Origin of the sequence: Pedococcus cremeus, assembly GCF_900111375.1 — a bacterium.
GTDB lineage: Bacteria > Actinomycetota > Actinomycetes > Actinomycetales > Dermatophilaceae > Pedococcus_A > Pedococcus_A cremeus.
The window spans coordinates 89041-112947 of sequence record NZ_FOHB01000009.1; the positions used below are offsets into that span (position 1 = coordinate 89041).

A 23907-nucleotide genomic window follows, 5' to 3' on the forward strand; every position below is an offset into this window, starting at 1 on the left:
GACACCGACCCCACGCTGCCCAGTCGTCACCGGGCGCGGCGGCTCCGGGGCAGGCGCACCTCGAGCCCCGTCAGGCGCGGCAGCGTCAGGGCCGAGCTGCGCTGCCACTCCTCGCGCTGCCGGAAGCGGCGCTCGAGGTCGAGCTCCACCAGCACCTGCTCGACCGCGGCGAGGATGGAGCCGCGCAGCAGCCACAGGCCGGCGTCGCTGCTCGGCCGGCTCATCAGCAGCTCGGTGAGGATGGCCCGGGTCTCGCGCAGGATCTCCAGGCTCGACGCCATGGCCCGCTCGGCCTCCTCGAGGTTGCCCTCGGCCTCGGCCCGGACGAGCTGGCCGAACCCGCGCAGGCAGTCGGCGATGTCGTCGAGCACCACGGCGAACGCCCTGCGTGCGTCCTCGTCGTAGGCGGGTGAGCCGGGACGGTCGGGACGCTGCTCGGCCGACGGCGTCTCGTCGGGGAGCTCCTGCATGAGCACGACGAAGAGGGCGCGGATGGCGATGACACAACCCTCGAGCCGGTCGAGGCCGCTGCGCAGCACGGGTTCGACGCTGCGGGTGCCGAGCGCGCGCGGGTTGAGCTTGCGCGACTCCTCGACCTGGCTGACCGCCCGGGAGGCGACCGCGAGGGGGCCGGAGACCGACCGGGCCCGCTCCGCCCACTCGGAGAGGTCGCGCCGCGTCACCTGGCCCGCGGCGAGCGTCCGGGAGGCGCCGTCGAGGCACTCGGCGGCGGCATACGCCACCCGCAGCACCTCGTTGCCGGCCCTGCGGTTGGGCACCGCCCCGGGCAGCACGAAGTTGAAGAGCACCCCGACCGCCGCACCCACCAGGGTGTGCGCCACCCGCGCCTCGGCCACGAGGTCGGGGGCGCTGACGCCGAGGATGAGCATCGCGCTGATGGGCACCTCCAGAGCCTGCGCGCCCAGCCGGAAGACCTTGGCCAGCAGCAGCGACGCGGCGATCACCGCGCCGAGGCTCCACCAGGTGAGGCCCGCCAGGGTCGAGAAGCCGACGGCGACGAGCACGCCCGTCAGCACCGCGCCCACCCGCAGCAGTCCCATCCGCACCGTCGAGTAGGCCGAGGCCTGCAGCACGAGGAGTGCGGTCAGCGAGCTGGTGAGGTCGTACTTCGTGCCCGTCACCTGCCACGCGAGCAGCCAGGAGAGCACCGCGGCGGTCGTCAGCCGCAGCACCTCCGAGAGGGTGCCGCGCAGCCGGGTCGGCAGGTCGCGCCAGGTGCGCGGGCGGGTCGGCCAGGCCAGGTCGGCGGCGCGCTCCGCCGCTGACTGCCACCGCTGACGCCGGTCCGCCACGGGCAGCAGGGTGGCACGGGCGGCCGGGCTGCGCACGGCTGCGGTGGCCGGACCGGGCCGGCGGTGGCCGAATTCCGGTTGCAGCCACCCGTAGCGTGGGGTCGTGCACGACTACCGCAGCGACGTGGGGATCCTCCGCGACCGCCGTTTCGCGTTCCTGTTCTCGGCACGCACCCTCTCGATGCTCGGGATCGCCTTTGCCCCGGTGGCCCTGGCGTTCGGTATCCTCGACCTGCCCGGTGCCACGCCCACGACCCTGTCGCTGGTGCTCGCAGCCGAGTCGGTCGCCGTCGTGGTGTTCACGCTCGCCGGCGGGGTCATCGCCGACCGGTACCCGCGCCACCGCGTGCTGCAGGCCGCGGAGTGGGTCAACGCCGTGGCCCACGTCGGCCTGGGACTGATGATCCTGGGCGAGCAGGCGCCGACCTGGGCCCTGGCCGGCGCCGCTGCGGTGTCGGGCACCGCCACCGCGATGGTCTGGCCGGCCCTCACCGGCATCGTGCCCGACGTCGTGCCCGCCGCCCACCTCCAGCAGGGCAACGCCCTGTTGGGGCTCGGCGGCAACATCGCCCGCGTGGCCGGCCTGGTCGCCGGTGGTGTCGTCGTCGTCGCGGTGGGTGGCGGCTGGGCCCTGCTCATGGCCGCTGCACTGTTTGCCGTGGGCGGCCTCCTGGTCTCCCTCCTGGCCCTGCCGCGAGCCCGGGCCGACGAGGCGGTGTCCGGCACGATCCTCGGCGACCTGCGAGACGGTTGGCAGGAGTTCCGCAGCCGCCAGTGGCTCTGGGTCGTCGTCGTGCAGTTCTCGGTGCTCGTGATGGTGTGGCAGGCCGCCCACCTCGTGCTCGGCCCGGTCGTCGCCCGGCAGGAGCTCGGCGGCCCGAAGGCGTGGACCGCGGTCCTCACCGGCGAGGCCATCGGGCTCATCGTGGGGGTGCTCATCGCGATGCGGATCCGGCCCCGTCGCCCCATCCTCGCCGTGACGCTCCTGAGCTTCGGGGCGGCCCCGCCCTACCTCCTCCTCGGCGGCAGCGCACCCCTGTGGCTGGTCGTCGCGAGCGCGTTCGTGCTGGGCGTGTGCTTCGACCTCTTCACCGTGCTCTGGCAGACCACCATGCAGCGGGAGATCCCGCCCGCGGCCCTGTCGCGGGTGAGCTCCTACGACGCCCTGGGCTCGCTGATGCTGGGTCCGCTCGGCCTCGTCATGGCCGGCCCGGCTGCCGAGTCCTTCGGACCGCACCCGGCGCTCATCGCCTGCGGGGTCGTCATGGTGCTCACCACCCTCTTCGCCCTCAGCTTCCCCGGCGTCCGCAGCCTGACCGCACCACCCGTCGCGCCTGCCGGTGGTGCGACGTCACCCGGCCTCCCCGCGACCCCGGGGTCCCAGCCGTGAGCGTGCCGCTGCCCCACCCGGTCACAGGAGATCCCTTCCCCTCCCCCGTGCCGCCGGGCACCGGCTGGCCGGGCGACCCGGCCACCGCCGACACCCCGGTCGCCAGCACCCCCGCCCAGGTGGAGCGGCTGGCAGCAGGCGCCGCCGGCACCGACGAGCTCGACGCCCGCGTCTCGGTGTGCCGGGCCTGCCCGCGCCTCGTCGCCTGGCGGGAGGAGGTCGCGGTGCACGGCCGGCGTGCCTCCTTCGCCGACCAGCCGTACTGGGGCCGGCCCGGGCCCGGCTTCGGCGACCCCGACGGCGAGGTGCTCGTCGTCGGCCTGGCCCCGGCGGCCAACGGCACCAACCGCACCGGGCGCATGTTCACCGGCGACCGCAGCGGCGACTGGCTGTATGCCGCGCTGCACCGCGGCGGGTACGCGAGCCAGCCGCGCAGCTGGGCGAGCGGCGACGGGCTGGAGCTGCACGGCATACGGATCGTCGCCGCGGTGCGCTGCGCCCCGCCGGCCAACAAGCCGAGCACCACCGAGCGGCAGACCTGCGGCCACTGGCTCGACCGCGAGCTGCAGCTGGCCGCGCCCCGGCTGCGGTCGATGCTCGCCCTGGGCTCCATCGGCTGGGACGCCGCACTCGCGAGCGCGCGGCGCGTCGGCTGGGACGTGCCGCGGCCCAAGCCCCGGTTCGGCCACGGCGCGCAGGCACGTCTCGTCACCGACGAGGGGCGAGAGGTGAACCTCGTCGGCAGCTACCACGTCAGCCAGCAGAACACCTTCACCGGCAAACTCACCGAGGCGATGCTCGACGAGGTCATCGCCCGCCTCTGACCGGCCGAGCGTGGGCCGGCCACGCGGCATACAGTCGAGCGCGTGACGACGACTGCGCGCGCCCTGATGGTTCCCCGCAACGGTGACTCCTCGGTCCTGACGGTCGAGGACGTGGAGGTGCCCGACCCGGGCCCAGGTGAGGTGCAGGTGGAGGTGGCCGCGGTGGGCGTCAACTTCATCGACGTCTACCAGCGCGAGGGCGTCTACCCGATCGAGACGCCGTTCGTGTCGTGCTCCGAGGGCGCGGGCACGGTGACGGCGGTGGGCGAGGGCGTCTCCGGGCTCTCGGTGGGCGACCGGGTGGCGTGGGGCCAGGGCCTCGGCGCCGCCGGCACGGTCGTCAACCGGTCGGTCGACGACCTGGTGCCCGTGCCGGACGGGCTCGACCTCGACGTCGCGGCCGCCGCGATGCTGCAGGGCATGACCGCCCACTACCTCGTGACCGACACGTATGCCGTGGGGCCGGGCACGGTGGCCCTCGTGCACGCCGCGGCGGGCGGCGTCGGCCAGCTGCTCGTGCAGATGGTCACCGCGAAGGGCGGCCGGGTCATCGCGACCGCCGGGTCGCCGGACAAGCTCGAGATCGCGCGCCGGCTCGGCGCGACGGCGACGATCGACTACTCCCAGGTCGACGACCTCGCCGCCGCGGTCCGCGAGGCCAACGGTGGAGCGGGGGTCGACGTCGCGTACGACGGCGTGGGCAAGGCGACCTTCGACGCCTCGCTCGCCTCGCTGCGGGCGCGCGGGATGATGGTGCTCTTCGGTGCGGCCAGCGGCCAGGTCCCGCCGTTCGACATCCAGCGGCTCAACCGCGGCGGCTCCCTCTTCCTGACCCGGCCGACGCTCGGCCACTACATCGCCACGCGCGAGGAGCTGCTGGCGCGCGCCCGCTCGGTGCTCGGTGACCTCGCGGAGGGGCGGCTCCACCTGGAGGTCGGCGGCCGCTACCCGCTGGACGAGGCGGCCCGCGCCTACGACGACCTCGAGGGACGCCGCACGACCGGAAAGCTGCTGCTGATCCCCTGACGTCCCGGCAGGATGGGCCCATGTCGCCCTGGGTGCTCCACGTCGACCTCGACCAGTTCATCGCTGCTGTCGAGCTGCTGCGGCGCCCCGAGCTGCGCGGCCGGCCGGTGATCGTCGGCGGCCGCGGCGACCCCACCGAGCGTGCCGTCGTCTCCACGGCGTCCTACGAGGCGCGCGAGTTCGGGGTGCGCTCGGGCATGCCGCTCAAGGTCGCCGTGCGCAAGTGCCCTGAGGCGGTGCTGCTGCCGGTCGACGCGCCGCTCTACGAGGCGGCGTCGCAGCAGGTGATGGACACGCTGCGGGCCCAGCCGGGCGCCGTGGTCGAGGTGCTCGGGTGGGACGAGGCGTTCGTCGGCGTGGACACCGACGACCCGGAGGCGTGTGCCCGGCGCATCCAGGCCGACGTGCTGGCCGCCACCGACCTGCACTGCTCGGTGGGCATCGGGGACACCAAGATCCGCGCCAAGATCGCCACCGACTTCGGGAAGCCGCAGGGCGTCTTCCGGCTCACCCGCGACAACTGGTTCGAGGTGATGGGCGAGCGGCCGACGACGGCGCTCTGGGGGGTGGGCAGCCGGATCGGCGCGCGGCTGGCCGGCCTGGGCGTCGAGACCGTGCGTGACCTGGCGGCGGCCGACCCCGACCGGCTTGCCGCGGAGTTCGGACCGAGCATGGGTCCCTACTACGGCCGCCTCGGGCGCGGGGTCAGCAGCGCCACGGTCGACGACACCCCCTACATCCCCCGGGCGCACGGCCGCGAGGTCACCTACCAGCAGAACCTCAGCGACCCCGCCGAGATCGCCACGGCGATCGGGTCGCTCGCCGAGCAGGTCGTCAAGGACATTGCGGCAGAAGGCCGTCCGTGCATGCGGGTGCACCTCAAGGTGCGCTTCGCGCCGTTCTTCACCGTCGCCCGCAGCCGCAAGCTGGCCGAGCCGACCTACGACCCGGGCCTCATCGGCGACACCGCCCTCGACCTGCTGCGGGCGCTCCACGACGACCGGCCCATCCGGCTGCTCGGGGTGCGGGCCGAGATGGTGCCGCCCGAGGGCGGCTACGACGACCAGACGCGCAGGACGGCGCGCGACCCGCGGGCGGCGGGCTGACGTCCTGACGTGCAGACTTCCTGGCGGCCGCGGCCGGGACTGCCGGTCCGAGGACTCCTACCAGAGCACCGCGATGGCGGTGTTGAGCAGCGCCAGGCCACCGGCCGCGTTGACCAGCATGGGGTTCGCCTCGTCGCGCTTCTGGCGGGCGTTGCCGATCTCGGCGCAGGCGGCCACCGCGAGCGCGACGACGAGCTTCACGCCGATCTTGGCGTTGTTGACCGTCTCGTCGGTCGCCTCGAGCAGCCCGACGAGGATCAGGCCGGTCAGCACCTGCGCGCGAGCACCCCACAGGATCGGAGGGATCACCTTGGGCGCTCGGGCCACCGCGATCCAGCCGCCGACGATGGCCGCCATGCCGACCAGGTGGAGGAGGACGAACAGGTCCTTGACGAAGTCCATGACCGGCAGCCTAGTTCACAGCAGGCGGCGACCCATCGCCCAGGCCGTCAGCTCGTGGCGCGACGAGAGCTGCAGCTTGCGCAACACCGAGGAGACGTGTGTCTCAACGGTTTTCACGGAGATGAAGAGCTCCTTGGCGACTTCCTTGTACTGGTAGCCGCGCGCGATGAGGCGCATCACCTCGCGCTCGCGGGCACTCAGCCGGTCGAGCTCCTCGTCCACCTCGGCGATCTCGCCGGCCGCCGCGCCGAACGCGTCGAGGACGAAACCCGCCAGCCGCGGCGAGAACACCGCGTCGCCGTCGGCCACCCGGCGGATCGCCGAGGTGAGGTCGTTCGCGCTGATGGTCTTGGTGACGTAGCCGCGGGCGCCGGCGCGGATCACCGCGATGACGTCCTCGGCTGCGTCGGAGACCGAGAGGGCGAGGAACCGCACCGGTTGGCCGCTCGCGGTCTCGAGGCCGCGACAGCCGTACAGCACGTCGACTCCCCCGTTGCCGTTCCCGCCGGGCAGGTGCACGTCGAGCAGCACCACGGCGGGCCGGGTGCGCGTGATGACCTCGATGGCCGCGTCGACGTTGGGCGCTTCGCCGACGATGTCGACGAGGTCGCCGATCTCGGCCCGCACGCCTGAGCGGAACATCCGGTGGTCGTCGACGAGGACGACCTCGACGCGCGGGTCACGGGGTTGCATGGGAGGCCTCCGCTGGGGGTGTGGTGTCGTGAGTCGGGACGGATCCTGCAGGGGCGGCGGCGCCGTTCGTGGGGAGTGGCGGCAGTGCGAGCGACACCTCGGTGCCCTGCTCGAGGCGACGCACCCGCGCCGAGCCGCCGTGGCGTTCCATGCGACCGAGGATGGACTGCCGCACACCGAGCCGGTCCTCGGGGATGTCGTCGACCTCGAACCCTTCGCCGTGGTCGCGCACGAACGCCTCGACACCCGACGGGCCGATCTCGACGTAGACGGACACCGGCGGGCGGCCGTGCCGCACCGCGTTGAGCAGCGACTCTCGCACGGCCCGCACCAGCGCGGTGCCGCCGTCGTCGAGCGGGCGGTCGCCGGTGGCGACCAGCTCGATCGGTGTGCCGTGGACGTCCTCCACCTCGTGCGCCACCTCCGCGACCGCGGAGGCGAGGGTGGCGTCGGACCCCGACGGGCCGGCATACAGCCAGGAGCGGAGCTCGCGCTCCTGGGCCCGCGCGAGCTGGGCCACGGCGGCGGGGTCGTCGGCGCGGCGCTGGATCAGCGCCAGCGTCTGGAGCACCGAGTCGTGCAGGTGGGCCGCGATGTCGGCTCGCTCGGTGGCGCGGGCCCGCTCGGCCTGCTCGCGCCTCAGGTCGCTCCACAGCCGCAGGCCCCACGGCGCGGCGATGAGCACGATGCCCGCGACGACGGCGAGCGACGCGAGGCCGATGTCCCAGACCGCCGTCAGGGACCGCCCACGGGTGGCGACGATGACCAGGCCGGTGAGGGCGAGGAACCCGCCGAAGGCGAGCCGGGCGACGCTGAAGCGCCGGGGTCCGTCGGGGGTGCCGAGCCAGCGGCCGCGCTGGGCGTCGTCGAGCTGCGACCAGGCGATCACGGCACCGACGGCGATGACGAGGAGGGGGACGAGGAAGCCCAGCCGCAGGTTGAACCCGGCGTTCTGGGCCACGACCACCAGGCCCACGATGAGCAGCCCACCCCCGACCAGCAGGGTGCGCGCCGCCGTGCGCTGCTCCTCGTCGGAGGCACCGCCGACGACCGCGGCGGCCTGGTCGACCGGCCGGGCCGGGCCCTCCGGCCGCGCGGGGTCGACGGGCACCCGGCCGTCGTCGCGCTCGACCGCGCCGCCGACCGACTGCGGTGTGAGCGCCCAGAGGAAGAGGTAGGCGACCAGCCCGGCGCCTCCGGGCAGGCTCAGGAGGACGAAGCCGACGCGCACCATCCGAGCGGACCAGCCGAGGTGCTCGGCGAGCCCGGCGCAGACACCCGCGATGATCCGGCCCTCGACGGGTCGGTGCATCCGGCGCGGAGGCCGGCGCGCGGCGGCACCGGTCTCGACGGCACCCGGGGTGCGCTCGTAGGGAGTCGGCATGTGCCCATCTTGGCCCACCCGGACCTGCCCATCGCGCCCATTCAGGGGCGGAGGGCCCTTCTTCAGGGTGGGGTCAGGGTCGACCCTCATGGTGAGGGGCACCGGCCCCGGGAAGCATGGCTGCCATGACGCAGAACCCTGGCCAGATTGCTGGCCCACCGCATCCGGGCTCCCAGCCGAACTCGAGCTCAGGGCTCGACCGCTTCTTCAGCTGGCTCCGCGGGATCGACGTCCGCCGTGACACCGAGGACAAGTGGCTCGCCGGCGTGTGCTCGGGCATCGCGAACCGGCTGGGCGTGGACCCGCTGGTCATCCGGGCCGCCCTCGTCGTGCTGATCCTGCTCGGCGGCATCGGGGTGACGCTCTACCTCATCGCGTGGGCCTTCATCCCCAACGACCGCGAGGAGATCGTGGCCGAGCGGGGCCTGCGGCACGGCGACTTCTGGGGCATCGCGATCCTCGTGCTCATCGCGCTGTCGCTGGTCGGCGGCACCGGCGTCTTCGACGGCAACGGCTGGGGGCTGTGGTGGCTGTGGTGGCTCGTCATCGCCGTCGGCGTCGTGATCTGGCTGGCCAACCGCAGCCGTCACGACGAGGCCACCCGGCAGCAGGTCGCCGCCTGGGGCCAGCAGGCCGGTCAGTGGGGCCAGCAGGCCGGGGCGCAGGCCGCGGCGTGGGGCCAGGACGTGGGCCAGAAGGCGTCGGCCTGGGGTGGCGGCGACGCCGCTGCGCAGCCCCCGGTGGGCCAGCCTGCCTCGGGCCCGATGCCCTACGCCCCCAACGTTCCCGGCACCGGCACCGGCACACCCGTGCCGCCCGGCGCAGCCGGACCCGTCGCTCCCGGCAGCACCTCTGCCCGCCCGGGCGGCCCGGTCGGCCCCGGCGCACCCATGGGCCCCGGCGGTCCCGGCGGTCCCGGGATGTACGCCCCGCCACCGGTGCCGGCTGCCCGGCCGCCGCAGCCGCCGCGCCCCCGGCACCGCAGCGCCGGTTTCCTTGCGGCCGTGCTCGTCTCGGGCCTGGCGCTGTGCGCCTACGGCCTGACCGTGTGGGCCCACGGGACGTTCAACTGGTCGGGTGACGAGCGGGTCCTCGGCCTCGCCTCGGCCCTGGCCGTCTTCGGCATCGCCGTGCTCGCCATGGGCCTGGCCGGCTTCCGAGCGGGCTTCACCGGCTTCATCGCCGTGGTGCTGGCGATCACGACGTGGTTCGCCTCCCTCGTGCCGGGCCTGCAGATCGGCGGCGGGGTCGGCGACCGGGAGTGGCGTCCGCTCGGCACGACCAGCTCCGAGAGCTTCTCGCTCGGCGCGGGCTCGGCCAACCTCCGCCTCGGCGACTACCCCACGAACCCGGCCACACCCGGCAAGGTCAGCGCCAGCATCGGCGCCGGCGAGCTGCGCATCTACGTGCCCGACGACCTGACCGTGGAGATCCGCAGCAACGTCAACGTCGGCGAGATCAAGGAGGCCGACGGGTGGGACCTCCAGAACGGCCAGTGGACCTCCGACGGCAACAGCGGCCGCAACCTCAGCAGCACCGAGGTCATCGGCTCCGGCCCCACCGACCTCGTCGTCACCGCCAAGGTCGGCCTCGGCCAGATCATCATCGGCAAGGAGTGACCCGTGAGCACCAACACCCCCGACACCCCCGACCGCCCTGACACCCCCGACCGCCCTGACCGCCCTGACCGCCTCGAGCCGGACGAGACCACCGACATGACCCTCCACCCCGAGCCCCAGCGCACGCAGGAGCCCACCGAGGCGCTCCCCCTGGGCGGACCCCGGCCGGCCGAGCCGCACGGCAGGGAACCCCAGCTCACCCAGACGCTGGCCCCGCCGGTGTCGCCACAGGCTCCCCCGGTCGTCCGCGGGCCGTACGTCGCGCCTGTCATCCTCGGCCTGGTCTGCCTGGTGATCGCCGCAGCGGCCTTCGCCCAGGAGATCGCCCACTGGACGATCGACTGGGGCAACGTCGGCCCGCTCGGCATCGTCATCGCCGGCCTCGTGCTGGTGCTGCTCGGCGGCCTCGGGCTGCTGACCTCCCGCCGGCGCCGTCGCTGACAGACCAGCCGTCGCAGGGACCAGCCGCGCTAGAGGTCGAGCCAGGCCTGCAGGTGCGGCGCGAAGGACCGGGTCAGCCGGTAGCCGCTGACCTCCTCGCGCCGCACCCAGCGCACGGCCGCGGTCGACCCGCCCACGTCGTGCACCACCGGGTCGGTGGGCGCCGGGCAGTGGGCGGTGAAGATGATCCGCACGGCGTGGAAGTCCTCGAGCCGCCCGCTGGGGGCGCGACCCACCCAGTGCTGGGTGTGGATGTCGAGGACGGCCGGCTCCTCGACGGACTGGCCGCTCTCCTCCCAGACCTCGCGGTGCAGCGCCTCGAGCGGCGACTCCCCGGGGTCGATGCCGCCGCCGGGCAGGGTCCATCGGCCGGCCGCGTTGGTCGACTCCGAGAGCTGGGTGAGCAGGATGCCGCGAGCGCTGGTCACGAGGCCGTAGGCGGCTGCACGCTGGTAGGGATGCACCTGCTCCCCCGGTTCCCTCACCAACCCCTGGTCGGTCGGCACGGCGGGCCGCGCCTGTGGGGCGTCGGCCTCGGAGGCCGGCCGCACGGCATACCGGAGGGTCAGGGTGTGGTCGGGGTCGGAGACCGTGTCGACCCCGCAGACCTGGCGCGCCACCCAGCCCTGCTCGAGGAGCACGGCGACGGGGTCGGCGCCGTGGGCCAGCCGGAACGACGCGACGGCCCGGCCCTCGTCGTCGACGCCCACGACGTGGAGGGCCGGGGTGGGCGGGTGCGGGTGCCCACTCACGGGCGTGCCCCGGCTCGCTGGTACTCCGCCTCGACCAGGTCGAGCACCGCCGACCACGACTGCGGCGGCGGGGTCGTGGCGCTGTGGCGGGCGATGGTCGCGCGCAGCCGGGTGTCGACCACCAGGTGGGCGAGCGCCTCGGCGAGCGCGTCGTCGTCAGGGGCGAGCACTCCGTGAACGCCGTCCTCCACGAAGTCGGCGACGCCGGTCCCGGTGCGCGCCAGCACCGGCAGCCCGGCGGTGCGCGCCTCCAGGGCTGCGATGCCGAAGGCCTCGAGGCGCGCCGGCGTGAGGTAGAGGTCGGACTCCCAGTAGCGCCGCCGCAGCTCGTCGCGCGAGACGCGGCCGGGAAGGCGCACCCACGACGCCATGTCGTGCGCGGCGGCATACCGCTCGAGGCGGCGGCGCTCGGGCCCCTCCCCCATGAGGTCGAGGGTGAAGGCCACGTCGGCGGGCACGATCTCGCGGGCCTTGCGCGCCACCTCGAGCACGGCGACCGGCCGTTTGCGGGCGGCGAACCGCATCGCCGCCACGACGCGGACCGGCTCGCCGGGGGGTGTCACACGAGGGTGGGGCGGCTCCCAGCGCGAGACGTCGATGCCGTTGGGCAGCACCGCCACCTGCGGGTCGCCTCCGACGATGCCGCGCACGGACTCCGCGGTCACCCGGGAGACGGCGCTGAGCACGGCACCCCTGCGGTGCCAGCGGCGGGCGTGGCCGGTGAACCGGAACAGCGGGCGCGAGCGCTCGACGAGGCAGTGCCAGGTGATAGCCGTCGGCACGCCGACGGCGAGCGCGGCGTCGGCCATGTCGGTGGCGAACGGGCTGACCACGCCCATGTGGACGTGGGCGACGTCGAAGCCTCCCTCGCGCAGCCGCCGGCGCACCTCCGGCGGGGCGAGCGGGTTCACCGGCAGCTCCCACGGCAGCCGGAGCGCCATGCGGTGCACCGTGGTGCCGTCGACCACCTCGACGAACCCGTGCCGCTCACCGTGGGTGCCGGGTGTCGCGGTGAAGACGTCGACGTCGTGGCCGCGGGCACGCAGCTGCGTGGCCAGGTCGTGGACCTGGACCTCGATCCCGCCCAGCCGGGGCAGGTAACAGTCCGACAGCAGCGCCACCTTCACGGACCAGAGCCTGCCATGCGACAGGATGGCCGGTGATGAGCCATACCCTGATCGCCTTCCACGCCCACCCCGACGACGAGGCGCTGCTCACGTCGGGCACGATGGCGCGCGCCGCGGCGGAGGGTCACCGGGTGGTGCTCGTGGTGGCGACCGACGGCGACCTCGGGCTGGCGTCGAGCACGTATGCCGCCGACGGCCAGCTCGGGCAGCGTCGCCTCGCCGAGCTGCGCGCCTCCGCCGCGCGGCTCGGGGTGGCTCGCGTGGAGCACCTCGGCTACGCCGACAGCGGCCTGGGGCCCGAGCTGGACCCCGACCCGCCGGGCCGGGTCCGGTTCGTGCGGGCCACCGACGAGGAGGCCGCCGACCGGCTCGCCGCCATCCTGCGCGAGGAGCGCGCCGACGTGCTCCTCGGCTACGACCGCAACGGCGGCTACGGCCACCGTGACCACGTCAAGGTGCACCGGGTGGCCGCGCTCGCCGCCGAACGGGCGGGCACCCCGCGGATGCTCCAGGCGACCGTGCCCCGCGACACCATCTGCCGCGCCATCGCGCTGGCCTCGCGGGTCTACCGCTTCCCCCCGGAGTTCGACCCCACCTCGTTCCAGCGGGCGTTCAGCGCGCGGTCCGAGATCACCCACCGCGTGAGCGTGTGGAGGTATGCCGCCGCGAAGCGCGCCTCCATGCGCGCCCACGCCTCCCAGGCGAGCGCGGACGGGGGCGCCGACCGCACGCTGGCCGCCTTCCTGCGCATCCCCCGGCCGCTGTACGACCTGGTGTTCGGGCGCGAGTGGTTCGTGGACGCGAGCCGGCCGGCGGGCTCACCGGTCGCCCGCGACGTCTTCGAGGGGCTCCCGTGAGCACGCCCGCCGCGCCCCGGACCGTGCCTCACCGACCCTCGCGGCTGCGGCAGGTGACCCGGATGGTGCTGGGCCTGGGCCTGGCGGCCAGCCTGCTCGTGTGGGGGCTCCCCTACTTCGCCAAGACCAGCTGGGCCGAGGTCTTCACCGTGCTCGGCAGCGTGCCGCTGGCCACGGCCGCCGGGCTGATGCTCCTCGTCCTGATGGGCCTCTGGAGCTACACGTTCACGCTCACCGGCTCGCTGCACGGCCTGCGCCACTACCAGGCGCTCATCGTCAACGTCGCCGGTTCGGCGGTCGGCAACCTCCTGCCCGGCGGCGGCGCGGCCGGTCTCGCCGCCACCTACACGATCTGCCGGTCGTGGGGCTTCTCCCGGCGCGACATCTCGACCTCGGCCATCGTCACCGGCGTCTGGAACGTGATGGCCCGCATCGTCCTGCCGGTCATCGCCATCGTGGGGCTCTTCTCCGGGGCGGAGAACATCCCGAGGGCCCTCGCGGACGCAGCGCTCGCGGCGACCATCAGCGGGGTCGCCATCATCGCCGTGTTCGTCTCGGTGCTCGCCTCCGAGCGGGCGGCCCTGGTGGTCGGCCAGGGCATCGACAAGGTGATCCGGCCGCTCACCCACCGGTCCGGCCGCGGCAGCGCCATGAGCGTGCGCGCCCTCGTGATCGACCTGCGGGCCCGTATCAACGACATCGTCCGCACCGGCTGGCTGAAGCTGACGCTGGGCCTGGTCGGGTACTTCACCGTCTACTTCGTGCTCTTCGTGCTGTGCCTGCGCATCACGGACGTGGACATGTTCTACGGCCAGGCCTTCGCTGCCTACGCGATCGGCCGGCTCCTCACCGCGGTGGGGGTGACGCCCGGCGGCCTCGGCGTGACCGAGCTGGCGACGGCGGCGGCCCTCGTCGCGTGGGGGGCCCACCCGGCCAACGCGACTGCGGCCGTGGTGCTGTTCTCGGTCTACACCCACCTCATGGAGATCCCGCTCGGCGCCATCGGCTGGCTCGCGTGGCTGGCAAGCCCCAAGAAGGAGCCGCCGGAGGACCACCCGGAGGAGGAGGCACCGGTGGACCACCCGGAGGAGGAGGCGCCGCAGGACGACTCGGAGAAGGAGGCGCCAGCCGCCACCGAGACCCCCGCCTCGTCGGCGTCGCCGGCGACTACTTCACCAGACGGCGGACCTGGCGCATCCGGGCCTGGTCGGCCACCGCGTCATCCTGGCTGACCGGCTCGAACGGCCGCCCGGTGGCCTTCTCCGCAGCCAGGGCGATGAGAGCGTCGGCGAGCGCGGGGTTCGCGGGCAGGATCGGGCCGTGCAGGTAGGACCCGACGACGTTGTTCATCCGGGCTCCCTCGGTGCGGTCGCTGCCGTTGTTGCCGAAGCCCGCCCGGACCGTGCCGAACGGTGCCTGTCCGGCGCCGAGCGTGGTGGAGCCTGAGTGGTTCTCGTAGCCCACGACCTCGCCGAACTCGGTGTCGAGCACGACCGGGCCGATCATGCGCTTGGCGTTGCCCTGCGTCGTGACGTCGAGGATGCCCAGGCCCGGCAGGCGCTGTCCCTCGACGGTGATGAAGGCGTTGCCGAAGAGCTGGTACATGCCGCAGATCATGAGCATCGGCGTGCCACCCTCGGCCAGCTCCCGGAGGCGGTCGCCGATGTGCTCGAGGTCGGCCTCGACCCGCACCTGCCCGGAATCCTGCCCACCGCCGCCGACGAGGAGGTGCGGCTCGGCCGGGAACTGCGCGCCGGGGTGGTGCTGGTGGACCACCGGGCTGTAGCCGTGCCGTCGGATCCGGGCGGCCAGGCACCGGGTGTTGCCCAGGTCGCCGTAGATGCTCATCTCGCGCGGGTAGAGGTGCACGAGGTTGATGACGCCCTTGCCGGCGCGGTCAGCGCTCGGCACGCGGGCAGAGCCCTCGGGCTCACCGGGGATGTGGACGTCGACGTCCTGCAGGGGCAGGTTGCTCACGAGGCCTCCTCGCCGATGTCGGGCAGGTCGTAGCGGGCGGCGAGCACCCGGCGCAGGCTCATCATCGCCGTGTAGGTGCAGAAGATCCGCATGGGCTGCCCGTGGTGGGCGGCCAGGAAGGCGTCGAGGGCCTCCTCGAGGTCTGGTTCGATGGCGTCGACCGAGACGTCGTCGTACTGCAGCCGCAGCGCCATGTCGTAGGCGCGCACACCGCTGGTCATGGCGACACCCTGCTCGCGCAGGCTCTCGAACGAGACGTCGTAGAGCCAGGAGACGTCGCGGCCGTCGGCGTAGTTGTCGTTGATCGCGATCATCGTGCTCACCGGCGTGCTGCCGTAGGTGCCCAGCGCCACGGTGAAGCCGGCCGGGTTCTTCACGAGCACCAGCTCGAGCGGCTGGCCGTCGACCATGACGACCTCACCGCGGCCGAAGGGCGGGGTCACGGCCCGCAGGGCCGCCTCGGCCCGGGCAGCGTCGAACTCGTCACCGAGCAGCATGCGTGCGGCCGTGGTGGCGGCCGTCGCGTTGATCATGGCGGCGAGGCCCCGCTGCTGGAGCTCGAGCGGTCCGACGTGCTGGCCCGACCCCGGCTCGCCGAACAGCACCTCGAAGGTCCGCTCGTCGCTCGGCTTGAGCAGGCCGTCGTCGGCGCCAGGCTTGGGCGGCACGAAGTCGTCGTCGAACCGGACGTCCTGTTCCTGGATCTCCGGGAGCCGGTCGGCGATCGAGGCGTCGACGCCGAAGTAGCGCACCGCCACGCCGTCGGCCACACGGTCGCGGATCCGCGAGATGAACGAGTCGTCGATGTTCAGCACGACACCGGTGGTGGTCTGCTCGGCGAGGGAGGCGAGCAGCTGGGCCGTGTGGTCGATCTCGGCGAACCGGTCGAGCTGGTCGCGGGCGACGTTGAGCAGCAGCGCGTGGGTGGGCCTGACCGCGGCGGCGAACTTCAGCGCGTGGGCCTCGTCGAGCTCGAGCACCGCCATGTCGGCCTTGAGCCGGCCACCCATCGGGAGCTCGCCGAGCATCGAGGAGATGACCCCGCGGGTGAAGTTGCTGCCGGTCGGGTTGGTGAACACGCCCAGCCCGTGGCCCCGCAGCACGGCCACCAGCATCTTGGTGGTCGTGGTCTTCCCATTGGTGCCGCTGACCACGACGATCCCCCGCGGCACATCGGCCAGGGCGTGGGAGAGGAACCCGGGGTCGACCTTCTCGGCGACCAGGCCCGGCAGGGCCGAACCACCGCCTCGAAGGCGCGAGGCGGCCCGCGCCGCCTTGCCTGCCACAACCGCTGCCGTCGTCCTCAGCACGCACCAACCCTAGCCGGTGGGATCAGGGGCCCAGAGCACCCTCACCCGCCAGAGGGACACGACCTACCAGGTCTCCCCCGTGAAGCAGACCCCGAGGGTGCGGAACCCGTACAGCGTTCCCTGCAACGCCAGGAAGCGGGTCATCTGGTCTGCCGGATAGCTCTGGATCGCCGTGAACGCCTCGAGCAGGGCAGGGGACGCCGCAGCCCCGGTGCAGTCGGTGAAGGCGACCTGGGACATGCCGTTGCCGAAGTCACCGAGCAGGCCGCCGCGCGGCTGGCCCCACCACGGGTTGGCCAGGAACTGGGTGGTCGCGGACTTCCCCAGCACCGGGTCGAGGACCAGGACCGACTGCAGGGTGTAGCCCTGGTGGGGTGCGTCCTGGGGCTTTCCGAGCGAGGCGGGCAGGTCGGAGTAGGCCCAGTACCCCGTCACGGGGTCCCAGAGGTAGCGGTCGGCGGCGGACACCTGCGCCACGAGGTCGTCGAGCAGGGGGATGGACCAACCGGTGGCCTCGCGGACCTGCTTCAGCCAGGCAGCCGCGCCCAGCGTGACGTTGGCGACGCAGACCGTGGTGTCGTTGGGCGAGCGCGAGTAGGCGATGCAGAGTCCTCCGGGGACCTTCCAGCTCGGCGTGGTGAGGATCGAGTCGACGGCCGCCCGCAGGTCTGCGTCGGACACGAGGCCGTGCTGCCATGCCCCGAGCAGGGCAGGGCCTGCGTGCCCGGCGGTGGAAACGGTGTAGCTCGTGTCCGCCGGGTTGACCGTCCCGTCCTGGAAGGCGTCCCAGGCGGTGCCGGTCCCCCATCCACCGTCGGGGTTGCGGAGCGAGAGCAGCCGCTGGACCAGGGTTGCCACGCCGGGGTCGTCCCAGCCCACCTGGTGCGCGCGGAGCATGATCTCGAACCCGGTGGACGCGGCGTCGTGGCTGCTGTCGACCGTGGCGAGGGCCAGGTCCCACAGCGCCTGCGACTGCTGGCGCCACGCCGCCTCGGCCGCAGCGGCGTCGAGCGCGGGGCCGTCGAGGACGGCGCGGCTGACGGCAGCTCCAGCCATGTGCCCGGTGGTGCCGGCGCGCACGTCGGGCGCCACCCGCATGGTCCTGGTGGGCTCCGGGACGACCGTGCAGCTCGCAACGGCCGTGCGTTCGACCGACAGGCGGACCGTGATGGTGGCGGGGCAGCCGGTGGCTCCCGCGACACCCGGTGCCAGGGTCACCACGGTCCCCGGCGCCCAGCCGGCGCCGATGGTGAACCGCAGGACGGTCTTCTCACCGCGGCGCACCGTGGCCGGCACCACCGCGGTCACCCCCATGGCTGTCACGCGGGTGGCAGTCGTCGCGGTGCCGAGCGTCCGTCCCGAGAGCAGCATGGCTCCCTGGGCCCGCAGCGTGTACGCGCCGCCTGCCGTGGGCCGGAAGGCGCACGTGGCCCGAGCGGTCCCCTTCGTCACCCACGTGGTGCTGCCACAGGTCAGGCCGGTCATGGAGATGCTGGCGCTCTGGCCGACCGGCACGACGGCGAGCGTGTTGCTGACGGACATGGTGGTGCCGACGTGGGTCAGGGACGGCGAGGTGATCGTGAGCCGCGGCGCCGCGGCGACGGTCACCCGGCGGGACGTCGCCAAGGTCCCCACCACCGTGCCGGACACCCTGCGCACGCCAGTGGCTGCCACGGTGTACCCGCCGGCTGCGCGGGGCGTGAAGACACACGTCTTGCGCGCTGTGCCCGGCGTGACCCACGCCGTGGCGGTGCAGCTCAGCCCCTGGAGGCTGGCCAGCGTCACGCTGACCGTCTGTCCGGCCGGCACACCGCTCAGGGTCGCGGACAGCGTTGCCGACTGTCCGACCGCGAGCCCGGACGGCACCGCGAGGGACAGGGCCGGCGCGGCGACCGCCACGCGGCGGGAGGTCGTCGAGGTGCCCAGCACCGTTCCGGACACCGAGCGGACCGCCGTCACGGCCAACGTGTAGCCGCCGGCGGCTCGTGGCGTGAAGAGGCACTTCGTGCGGGCCGTGCCGGTTGCCACCCACTCCGTGGCCGCACAGGTCAGGCCCGGGACGCTGGCCAGGGTGATGCGGACCGTCTGCCCACCCGGCACGCCACTGAGCGTCGCGGAGACGGACGCCGATCGGCCGACCGTGAGCCCGGATGGCACCGCGACCGACAGCACCGGTGCCGTCGTGCTGGCCAAGGTGGTGGCGGTTGGCTTGGTGGTGGCGGTTGGCTTGGTGGTGGAGGTGGTTGTGGCGGGGGCGGTGGGGCTGGACGTGGCGGTCTTGGCGCTGGTCGTCGTCACGGCAGCGGCCGGAGCGGCGGCGGCCGCGGCGACCACGGCCAGCACGGCCGTGGCTGCCGTGCCGACGGCGCCTCGGCGGAGCACCGAGATAGCTCGGCGGCGAAGCGAGATGGCGAGGCCCGGCCGGGGGCCTGACCCGGCAGCGGCCAGCGCACCCGGGCCACAGGGTGGAGGCGCGCTCGCGGCAGAAGACGCCGCTACAGGAGGCATGGGGGGCACAGGCGCATGGGAGGCAGTCACGGTCGTGGGAGTGCGGCGTTCGATTCCGAGAAGGGTCCGGTGCGCCGCTGACCGTCGGTCCAGGCGCCGATTCAGCCCAAGGTAGGACAGAAACCACGTAAACGTCCTGAACCCCCGCGATGTCTGACCGTTTGGGTGAGGGCCACCTGTTCCCTTCGGGGGACGCGGGTCAGGAGGCCATGTCGCGGACGCCGAGGTGGTCCACCGGCCAGGTGGTGAACTGGTCACCGACCGGGGTGGTCCAGGTGACCACCGCGCCCTCGGTCATGGTGACGCGCCAGCGTTCCTGCTGCTTGAGGCGGTGGTGGTGCCGGCACAGGCACATCAGGTTCGGTTCCTCGGTCGGCCCGCGAGGGTGGGCAAGGACGTGGTCGACGTCGCAGCGGGCGGCAGGCACGGTGCACCCGAAGAACCGGCACGTGCCGTCCCGGGCCCGCACCCGTCGCTTGAGCCAGGCCGGTGGGGTGTAGGCGTCACAGGTCTCTGAGGCCAGGCTGCCGGACTGCCAGTCACACAAGGCCAGCACCGCCCTGGTCCCGAACGCGGCCGCGACCTGGCGGACCACCTCGCCGGGCACCTCCCCGACACCGGGGACCTCGATGACCGGCAACGCGTCCCCCCAGGACAGGGACACCGGTGACGTCCCACACCGGGACGTCCACACCAGCGTCGGGGCTCTGATCGCCGGATGGCGGCTGACCCCCAGGCATCCCGAGCGGGGTCAGCTGCTGGCCCGGTGGGCGGCCGGTGCCGGGGCGACGGCGGGGATGGCGAAGGTGAGGGTCGTGGTCACGGTGGCGTTGCCCTGCACCAGGTCGGCCAGCGCGTCTGCGTGGGCCTGGTCTAGGGTGCGGGCGTCGGACGTCCTCCCGGGCGGCATACTGCGCCACCCGCTGCGCCTGCACCGCCTGCGCCATGTTCGACACCCTCTGCGCGGCCTCCACCCGCTCGACCAGCTCGCCGTCCGACAGGCCGGCGGCACCACTCCGGGCGCGGGAGGACTCGAACTCCTCCCGCAGCAACCGCTGCGCCTCCACCAACCGATCGAACATGCGTTCGAGTCTACTGGAGGCCACCGACAGCGAACCGGCGCATCCACAGGCAACCGGACAGCCCCCGTCAGGTCACTCGACGGCGAGGCGCCTCTTCAGCACATCGGCCAGGTGGTTCATCTGCCGCACGTGCGCCGCGTCGCCGTCGGTCTGCACGACGGCCGGCCCGACACCCGCGGTGATGATGGCAACGGCATACCCGTCGACGATGCCCATCTGTCGCGTCTCGGTGTCGCTGCGCAGCCAGCCGCCCTTGAAGGCGGACGCCCCGATCGTGCCCAGGCCCCACCGGTGCGCCTCGATGGGCTGCATGCTCCTCAGGATGTACGCGCTGGCCGCCTTCGAGACGACGCGTCGGTCATGGAGGGCGGCCATGAACCTGACCTGCTGACGCACGGTCCACTGCATCGACCCCTGTGACCGGTCGGGGGCGACGGTCGTCGTGTCACCGACGGAGCGGAGCACGGCGGTGATCGCCCGGCCCGGGCTGCGGGGGATCTGCTCGCGCAGCGCGATGGTCGACTCCATGTGCGACTCGGTCAGGGCACGCCGGATCTGGGTGCGCTGGGTCGACGTCAGCCGACCAGGGTCGCCGTCGACCACCGTGTCGAGGAAGGCCGCGACCACGAGCACCTTGGAGGTCGACCAGGCCCGGTAGCTCGGCACGGATCCCTCGACGGTCACGGCGCCGGGGTTGCTGAGCGGCGCGAAGGCCAGCGCGTTGCGGGTTTCGCCGACGAGCCCGACGGGGGCGGCCTTCGGCTTCGGCGAGGGCTTCACGGCAGTCGTCCTCCGGGCAGGTGTCGTGGTCCGGCGCGCGGTGGGCGTGGCGGTGCGGGCGGCCTTCGGCGTGACACCGGTGCTCGTGGTGGCGGCGCCCGCAGCACCAGGCGGAGACGTCGACGGAGCGCTCGAGGCGGATGTCGCCGAGGAGGTGCCGACGGCTCGCCCGGCTCCGCCACCGCCACACGCGGCGACGAGCAGGGCCATCACGGTGACCCAGACGGTGTGGGTCCAGACGGTGTGCCGCACGCGCACCGAGGGTAGCCGTCCGCTCAGCGGCGCTGCCAGATGCGCAGCCGGCCGACCGGTTCGAATCCGGCCGCCACGGCGGACGCCAGGTCGGCTCCGCGCTCGTAGCCGGCGACCGGACGCCGCGGGAACCACTGCCCGGCCGCAGCGACGAGCGACTCCCACACGCCCGGGGCGGCGGCCCAGACGTTGCTCACCCCGACGACACCGGCTCCCAGGCAGAGGGCCGCCCGCCCCACGACCTCACCATCGGCTCGTGCCGTGAGGAACCGCACCGACTCGTCCGACAGGAGCGCGGGCAGGAACGTCGCGCCCTGTCCGCTCGCCGCCGCCCACGCGCCCAGCCCGGCCTCGTCCTCGACCGCGCACCACGCCGGTCCGGTGGCGGGCTCGCCCGCGGGCACCGACGGGTGCCAGATCCAAGAGGCCTCGAACAGCACCTCGAAGCCGTGACCGCTCAGGTCCACGTCACCGAAGCCGTCCTTCACGGATGCACCTGGCCGCGCGGGCACGACCTCGGCCACGCGGTCAGCTTCCAGTCCCGGCCGCAGTGTCACGGCGTCCGGGTAGAACGGTGGTGGCTCACCGCCGGCGCGCCACAGGCCGTCGCCGACGGACCCCGGTATGCCGTGGACGCGGCACACCGCCTCGCACCAGGCCGCGTTGGCGGCCACCGCGCGGACCACGCGAGGGTCGGGAGCGCCTGCGCCGGCTTCCAACACGCCCATGCCGCTGCCTTCAGGCGGTGACGGACCCACGGGCCGCCAGCTCGGCCTTCACGTCGCTGGCGTAGCGGTCGGACCGCTCCTGGCCGCTGAGCTCGGCGATGGCGTCCATGGTCGCGTCGGTGACGGCGCGCAGCAGCGCCGCCTTCTCGTAGCGCCGGGCCAGACCCTCCACGTCGACGGGCCGACCGAAGCGCACGGTCACCTTGGCGGGGCGCAGCCCGTTGGAGCCGGGCGGCTGGACCTTGTCGGTGCCGATCACGGCGCAGGGCAGGAGCATCGCCCCGCTGTTGACGGCCATGCGGGCCACGCCGGTGCGGCCCCGGTGCAGCCGGCCGTCCGGCGAGCGCGTGCCCTCGGGGTAGACGCCGAACGCCTCGCCGCGGCGCAGCACCTCCTCGCCCAGCTCGAGCGACCTCAGGGCCGCCCGCGGGTCGCTGCGGTCGACCGGGATGGTGCCCGCGGTCGAGTGGAACCAGCGGACCCCAGAACCCCGCAGGCCCTTGCCCTGGAAGTACTCCGCCTTGCCGAGGAAGTGCACCTGCCGCCTCGACGCCAGCGGGATGACCATCGAGTCGACGAACGACAGGTGGTTGGAGGCAACGATGAGCGGTCCGGTCGGCGGCACGTGCTCGCGCCCCTCGACCCGCAAGCGGGTGGCCAGCTTGAGCGGCGGGCCGATCAGCACGTGACGCATCACCGCACGGCTGAACACGCCCTCGCTCACGAGGGCCCTCCCCCCGGCTGGCTCACTCCCACTCGATGGTGCCCGGCGGCTTGCTGGTGACGTCGAGCACGACGCGGTTGACCTCGCGCACCTCGTTGGTGATGCGGGTCGAGATCTTGGCCAGCACGTCATAGGGAACGCGCGTCCAGTCGGCCGTCATGGCGTCCTCGGACGACACCGGGCGCAGCACGATCGGGTGGCCGTAGGTGCGGCCGTCGCCCTGCACGCCCACCGACCGCACGTCGGCCAGCAGCACCACGGGGCACTGCCAGATGTCGCGGTCGAGACCGGCCGCGGTCAGCTCCTCGCGGGCGATCGCGTCGGCCGCGCGCAGCACCTCGAGCCGCTCCGCGGTGACGTCGCCGACGATGCGGATGCCGAGGCCCGGACCGGGGAACGGCTGGCGCCAGACGATTCCCTCGGGCACGCCGAGCTCGAGCCCGACCTGGCGCACCTCGTCCTTGAACAGCGAGCGCAGCGGCTCGACGAGCTTGAACTGCAGGTCCTCCGGGAGCCCACCCACGTTGTGGTGCGACTTGATGTTCGCCGCACCGGTGCCGCCGCCGGACTCGACGACGTCGGGGTAGAGCGTGCCCTGCACGAGGAACTCGACCGGGTGGTCGTTGTCGCCGCGGTGCTCGCCGACGATGTCGCGAGCGGCCTGCTCGAACACGCGGATGAACTCGCGGCCGATGATCTTGCGCTTCTCCTCGGGGTCGGAGACGCCCGCCAGCGCCGACAGGAACTGGTCCTTGGCGTCCACCACCACGAGGTCGACGCCGGTCGCGTCGACGAAGTCCTTCTCGACCTGCTCGGCCTCACCGGCACGCAGGAGGCCGTGGTCGACGAACACGCAGGTCAGCTGGTCGCCAACGGCCTTCTGCACCAGGGCTGCGGCCACCGAGGAGTCGACGCCGCCGGAGAGGGCGCACAGCACCCGCGACTCACCGACCTGCTGGCGGATCGCCTCGACGAGCTCGTCGACGACGTTGGCGGCGGTCCAGTCACCCTCGATGCCGGCGCCGCGCCACAGGAAGTTCTCGAGCACCCGCTGGCCGAACGTCGAGTGCATGACCTCGGGGTGCCACTGCACGCCGTAGAGCCGCCGCTCGTCGTCCTCGAACGCCGCCACCGGCGCACCGGCGGTCGACGCGGTCACCCGCATGCCCTCCGGCGCCCCGGTCACCGAGTCGCCGTGGCTCATCCACACCGACTGCTCGTCGGGCTGGCCGTTGAAGAGCACGGATGCCGTGTCGGTGACCCGGGCCGGGGTCGCGCCGTACTCGCCGAGACCGGTCTTGGCCACGGTGCCACCGAGTGCCTGGACCATCGCCTGGAAGCCGTAGCACATGCCGAAGACCGGGACGCCTCCCTTGAGGAGCGCGGGGTCGAGCGACGGCGCACCCTCCTCGTAGACCGAGGACGGTCCGCCGGAGAGCACGATGGCGGCCGGGTCCTTGGCGAGCATCTCGGCCACGGGCATGGAGTGCGGCACGACCTCGCTGTAGACGTTGGCCTCGCGCACCCGCCGGGCGATTAGCTGGGCGTACTGGGCACCGAAGTCGACGACCAGGACGGGCCGTGCCTGGAGCTCGATCTCGGGTGCCTCCAC

Annotated in this window: 23 protein-coding genes; 8 read left to right on the forward strand and 15 right to left on the reverse strand. The window is 73.5% G+C overall.

What is annotated here, in order from left to right:
* Positions 1-26 precede the first annotated feature (26 nt).
* Entirely contained in the window at positions 27-1313 is a 1287-nt protein-coding gene (locus BMW78_RS16830; RefSeq protein WP_143056313.1) for an FUSC family protein, read from the reverse strand.
* A gap of 103 nt (positions 1314-1416) precedes the next feature.
* Between BMW78_RS16830 and BMW78_RS16835 the strand changes: the two genes are divergently transcribed.
* From BMW78_RS16835 to BMW78_RS16850, 4 genes are all read left to right on the forward strand, one after another.
* The gene (locus BMW78_RS16835) at positions 1417-2703 is read left to right on the forward strand and encodes an MFS transporter (RefSeq protein WP_091762123.1); all 1287 of its coding nucleotides are present in this window, start codon (positions 1417-1419) and stop codon (positions 2701-2703) included.
* Positions 2700-3527, forward strand: coding sequence for a uracil-DNA glycosylase (locus tag BMW78_RS16840; protein WP_091762125.1), 828 nt, complete (start codon positions 2700-2702; stop codon positions 3525-3527). The genes BMW78_RS16835 and BMW78_RS16840 overlap by 4 nt, the downstream gene beginning before the upstream one ends.
* Before the next feature lie 66 nt (positions 3528-3593).
* Complete coding sequence (locus BMW78_RS16845) at positions 3594-4553, forward strand: quinone oxidoreductase family protein (protein ID WP_091762127.1); 960 nt, start codon at positions 3594-3596, stop codon at positions 4551-4553.
* 20 nt (positions 4554-4573) lie between these two features.
* On the forward strand, positions 4574-5659 hold the full coding sequence (locus tag BMW78_RS16850) for a DNA polymerase IV (RefSeq protein WP_091762129.1): 1086 nt from the start codon (positions 4574-4576) through the stop codon (positions 5657-5659).
* A 57-nt stretch (positions 5660-5716) separates the two neighbouring features.
* Here the strand turns inward: BMW78_RS16850 and BMW78_RS16855 are convergent, their stop codons facing one another.
* The 3 genes from BMW78_RS16855 to BMW78_RS16865 are packed head-to-tail and all read right to left on the reverse strand — an operon-like array spanning position 5717 to position 8138.
* Positions 5717-6061: a hypothetical protein gene (locus BMW78_RS16855; RefSeq protein ID WP_091762131.1), complete on the reverse strand. Its 345-nt coding sequence runs from the start codon at positions 6059-6061 to the stop codon at positions 5717-5719.
* A gap of 15 nt (positions 6062-6076) precedes the next feature.
* Entirely contained in the window at positions 6077-6754 is a 678-nt protein-coding gene (locus tag BMW78_RS16860) for a LuxR C-terminal-related transcriptional regulator (RefSeq protein WP_091762133.1), read from the reverse strand.
* Positions 6741-8138, reverse strand: a complete 1398-nt coding sequence (locus BMW78_RS16865; protein ID WP_245735927.1) for an ATP-binding protein — start codon at positions 8136-8138, stop codon at positions 6741-6743. Before BMW78_RS16865 ends, BMW78_RS16860 begins: the two co-directional genes overlap by 14 nt.
* Positions 8139-8263: 125 nt before the next feature.
* Between BMW78_RS16865 and BMW78_RS16870 the strand changes: the two genes are divergently transcribed.
* Both BMW78_RS16870 and BMW78_RS16875 read left to right on the forward strand, forming a co-directional pair.
* Positions 8264-9757 carry a PspC domain-containing protein gene (locus BMW78_RS16870; RefSeq protein ID WP_177180449.1) on the forward strand — a complete coding sequence of 498 codons (1494 nt, stop codon included), beginning with the start codon at positions 8264-8266 and terminating at the stop codon, positions 9755-9757.
* Positions 9758-9760: 3 nt separating this feature from the next.
* A complete protein-coding gene (locus BMW78_RS16875; RefSeq protein WP_091762137.1) occupies positions 9761-10198 on the forward strand; it encodes a hypothetical protein in 438 nt (145 codons plus the stop codon).
* Between the two features lie 29 nt (positions 10199-10227).
* Here BMW78_RS16875 and BMW78_RS16880 read toward each other — a convergent pair whose 3' ends face one another.
* Complete coding sequence (locus BMW78_RS16880) at positions 10228-10950, reverse strand: NUDIX hydrolase (protein WP_091762139.1); 723 nt, start codon at positions 10948-10950, stop codon at positions 10228-10230.
* Entirely contained in the window at positions 10947-12077 is a 1131-nt protein-coding gene (locus BMW78_RS16885) for a glycosyltransferase family 4 protein (RefSeq protein WP_091762141.1), read from the reverse strand. The genes BMW78_RS16880 and BMW78_RS16885 overlap by 4 nt, the downstream gene beginning before the upstream one ends.
* Before the next feature lie 35 nt (positions 12078-12112).
* Here BMW78_RS16885 and BMW78_RS16890 point away from each other — a divergent pair, with 35 nt between their 5' ends.
* Positions 12113-12934: a PIG-L deacetylase family protein gene (locus BMW78_RS16890; RefSeq protein WP_091762143.1), complete on the forward strand. Its 822-nt coding sequence runs from the start codon at positions 12113-12115 to the stop codon at positions 12932-12934.
* On the forward strand, positions 12931-14166 hold the full coding sequence (locus tag BMW78_RS16895; protein ID WP_245735928.1) for a lysylphosphatidylglycerol synthase transmembrane domain-containing protein: 1236 nt from the start codon (positions 12931-12933) through the stop codon (positions 14164-14166). Before BMW78_RS16890 ends, BMW78_RS16895 begins: the two co-directional genes overlap by 4 nt.
* On the opposite strand, the gene BMW78_RS16900 is transcribed toward BMW78_RS16895, so the two are convergent.
* The 9 genes from BMW78_RS16900 to guaA form a co-directional block, all read right to left on the reverse strand.
* A complete protein-coding gene (locus BMW78_RS16900; protein ID WP_245735929.1) occupies positions 14102-14911 on the reverse strand; it encodes a type 1 glutamine amidotransferase in 810 nt (269 codons plus the stop codon). The two genes, BMW78_RS16895 and BMW78_RS16900, sit on opposite strands and share 65 nt — an antisense overlap.
* Positions 14908-16221 (reverse strand): Mur ligase family protein, encoded by a 1314-nt coding sequence (locus tag BMW78_RS16905; RefSeq protein ID WP_091762145.1) that lies wholly within the window; start codon positions 16219-16221, stop codon positions 14908-14910. The genes BMW78_RS16900 and BMW78_RS16905 overlap by 4 nt, the downstream gene beginning before the upstream one ends.
* A gap of 63 nt (positions 16222-16284) precedes the next feature.
* Entirely contained in the window at positions 16285-18603 is a 2319-nt protein-coding gene (locus BMW78_RS16910; RefSeq protein ID WP_091762147.1) for a hypothetical protein, read from the reverse strand.
* Positions 18604-18928: 325 nt separating this feature from the next.
* Positions 18929-19393 (reverse strand): HNH endonuclease, encoded by a 465-nt coding sequence (locus BMW78_RS16915; RefSeq protein ID WP_091762149.1) that lies wholly within the window; start codon positions 19391-19393, stop codon positions 18929-18931.
* An 87-nt stretch (positions 19394-19480) separates the two neighbouring features.
* The gene (locus BMW78_RS20910) at positions 19481-19639 is read right to left on the reverse strand and encodes a hypothetical protein (RefSeq protein ID WP_177180450.1); all 159 of its coding nucleotides are present in this window, start codon (positions 19637-19639) and stop codon (positions 19481-19483) included.
* Positions 19640-19883: 244 nt separating this feature from the next.
* A complete protein-coding gene (locus tag BMW78_RS16920; protein ID WP_143056314.1) occupies positions 19884-20843 on the reverse strand; it encodes a serine hydrolase in 960 nt (319 codons plus the stop codon).
* A gap of 23 nt (positions 20844-20866) precedes the next feature.
* A complete protein-coding gene (locus BMW78_RS16925; RefSeq protein WP_143056315.1) occupies positions 20867-21571 on the reverse strand; it encodes a hypothetical protein in 705 nt (234 codons plus the stop codon).
* Positions 21572-21581: 10 nt separating this feature from the next.
* The gene (locus BMW78_RS16930) at positions 21582-22295 is read right to left on the reverse strand and encodes a lysophospholipid acyltransferase family protein (RefSeq protein ID WP_245735930.1); all 714 of its coding nucleotides are present in this window, start codon (positions 22293-22295) and stop codon (positions 21582-21584) included.
* 22 nt (positions 22296-22317) lie between these two features.
* A complete protein-coding gene (gene guaA, locus BMW78_RS16935; RefSeq protein ID WP_281247099.1) occupies positions 22318-23907 on the reverse strand; it encodes a glutamine-hydrolyzing GMP synthase in 1590 nt (529 codons plus the stop codon).

What these genes read in the sequence shown, in the direction of transcription:
- BMW78_RS16845 (WP_091762127.1), top strand. Translation starts at nt 3,594, where the DNA reads ATGGTTCCCCGCAACGGTGACTCCTCGGTCCTGACGGTCGAGGACGTG.
- BMW78_RS16850 (WP_091762129.1), top strand. Translation starts at nt 4,574, where the DNA reads ATGTCGCCCTGGGTGCTCCACGTCGACCTCGACCAGTTCATCGCTGCT.
- BMW78_RS16855 (WP_091762131.1), bottom strand. Translation starts at nt 6,061, where the DNA reads ATGGACTTCGTCAAGGACCTGTTCGTCCTCCTCCACCTGGTCGGCATG.
- BMW78_RS16860 (WP_091762133.1), bottom strand. Translation starts at nt 6,754, where the DNA reads ATGCAACCCCGTGACCCGCGCGTCGAGGTCGTCCTCGTCGACGACCAC.
- BMW78_RS16865 (WP_245735927.1), bottom strand. Translation starts at nt 8,138, where the DNA reads ATGCCGACTCCCTACGAGCGCACCCCGGGTGCCGTCGAGACCGGTGCC.
- BMW78_RS16870 (WP_177180449.1), top strand. Translation starts at nt 8,264, where the DNA reads ATGACGCAGAACCCTGGCCAGATTGCTGGCCCACCGCATCCGGGCTCC.
- BMW78_RS16890 (WP_091762143.1), top strand. Translation starts at nt 12,113, where the DNA reads ATGAGCCATACCCTGATCGCCTTCCACGCCCACCCCGACGACGAGGCG.
- BMW78_RS20910 (WP_177180450.1), bottom strand. Translation starts at nt 19,639, where the DNA reads ATGCCGCCCGGGAGGACGTCCGACGCCCGCACCCTAGACCAGGCCCAC.
- BMW78_RS16925 (WP_143056315.1), bottom strand. Translation starts at nt 21,571, where the DNA reads ATGGGCGTGTTGGAAGCCGGCGCAGGCGCTCCCGACCCTCGCGTGGTC.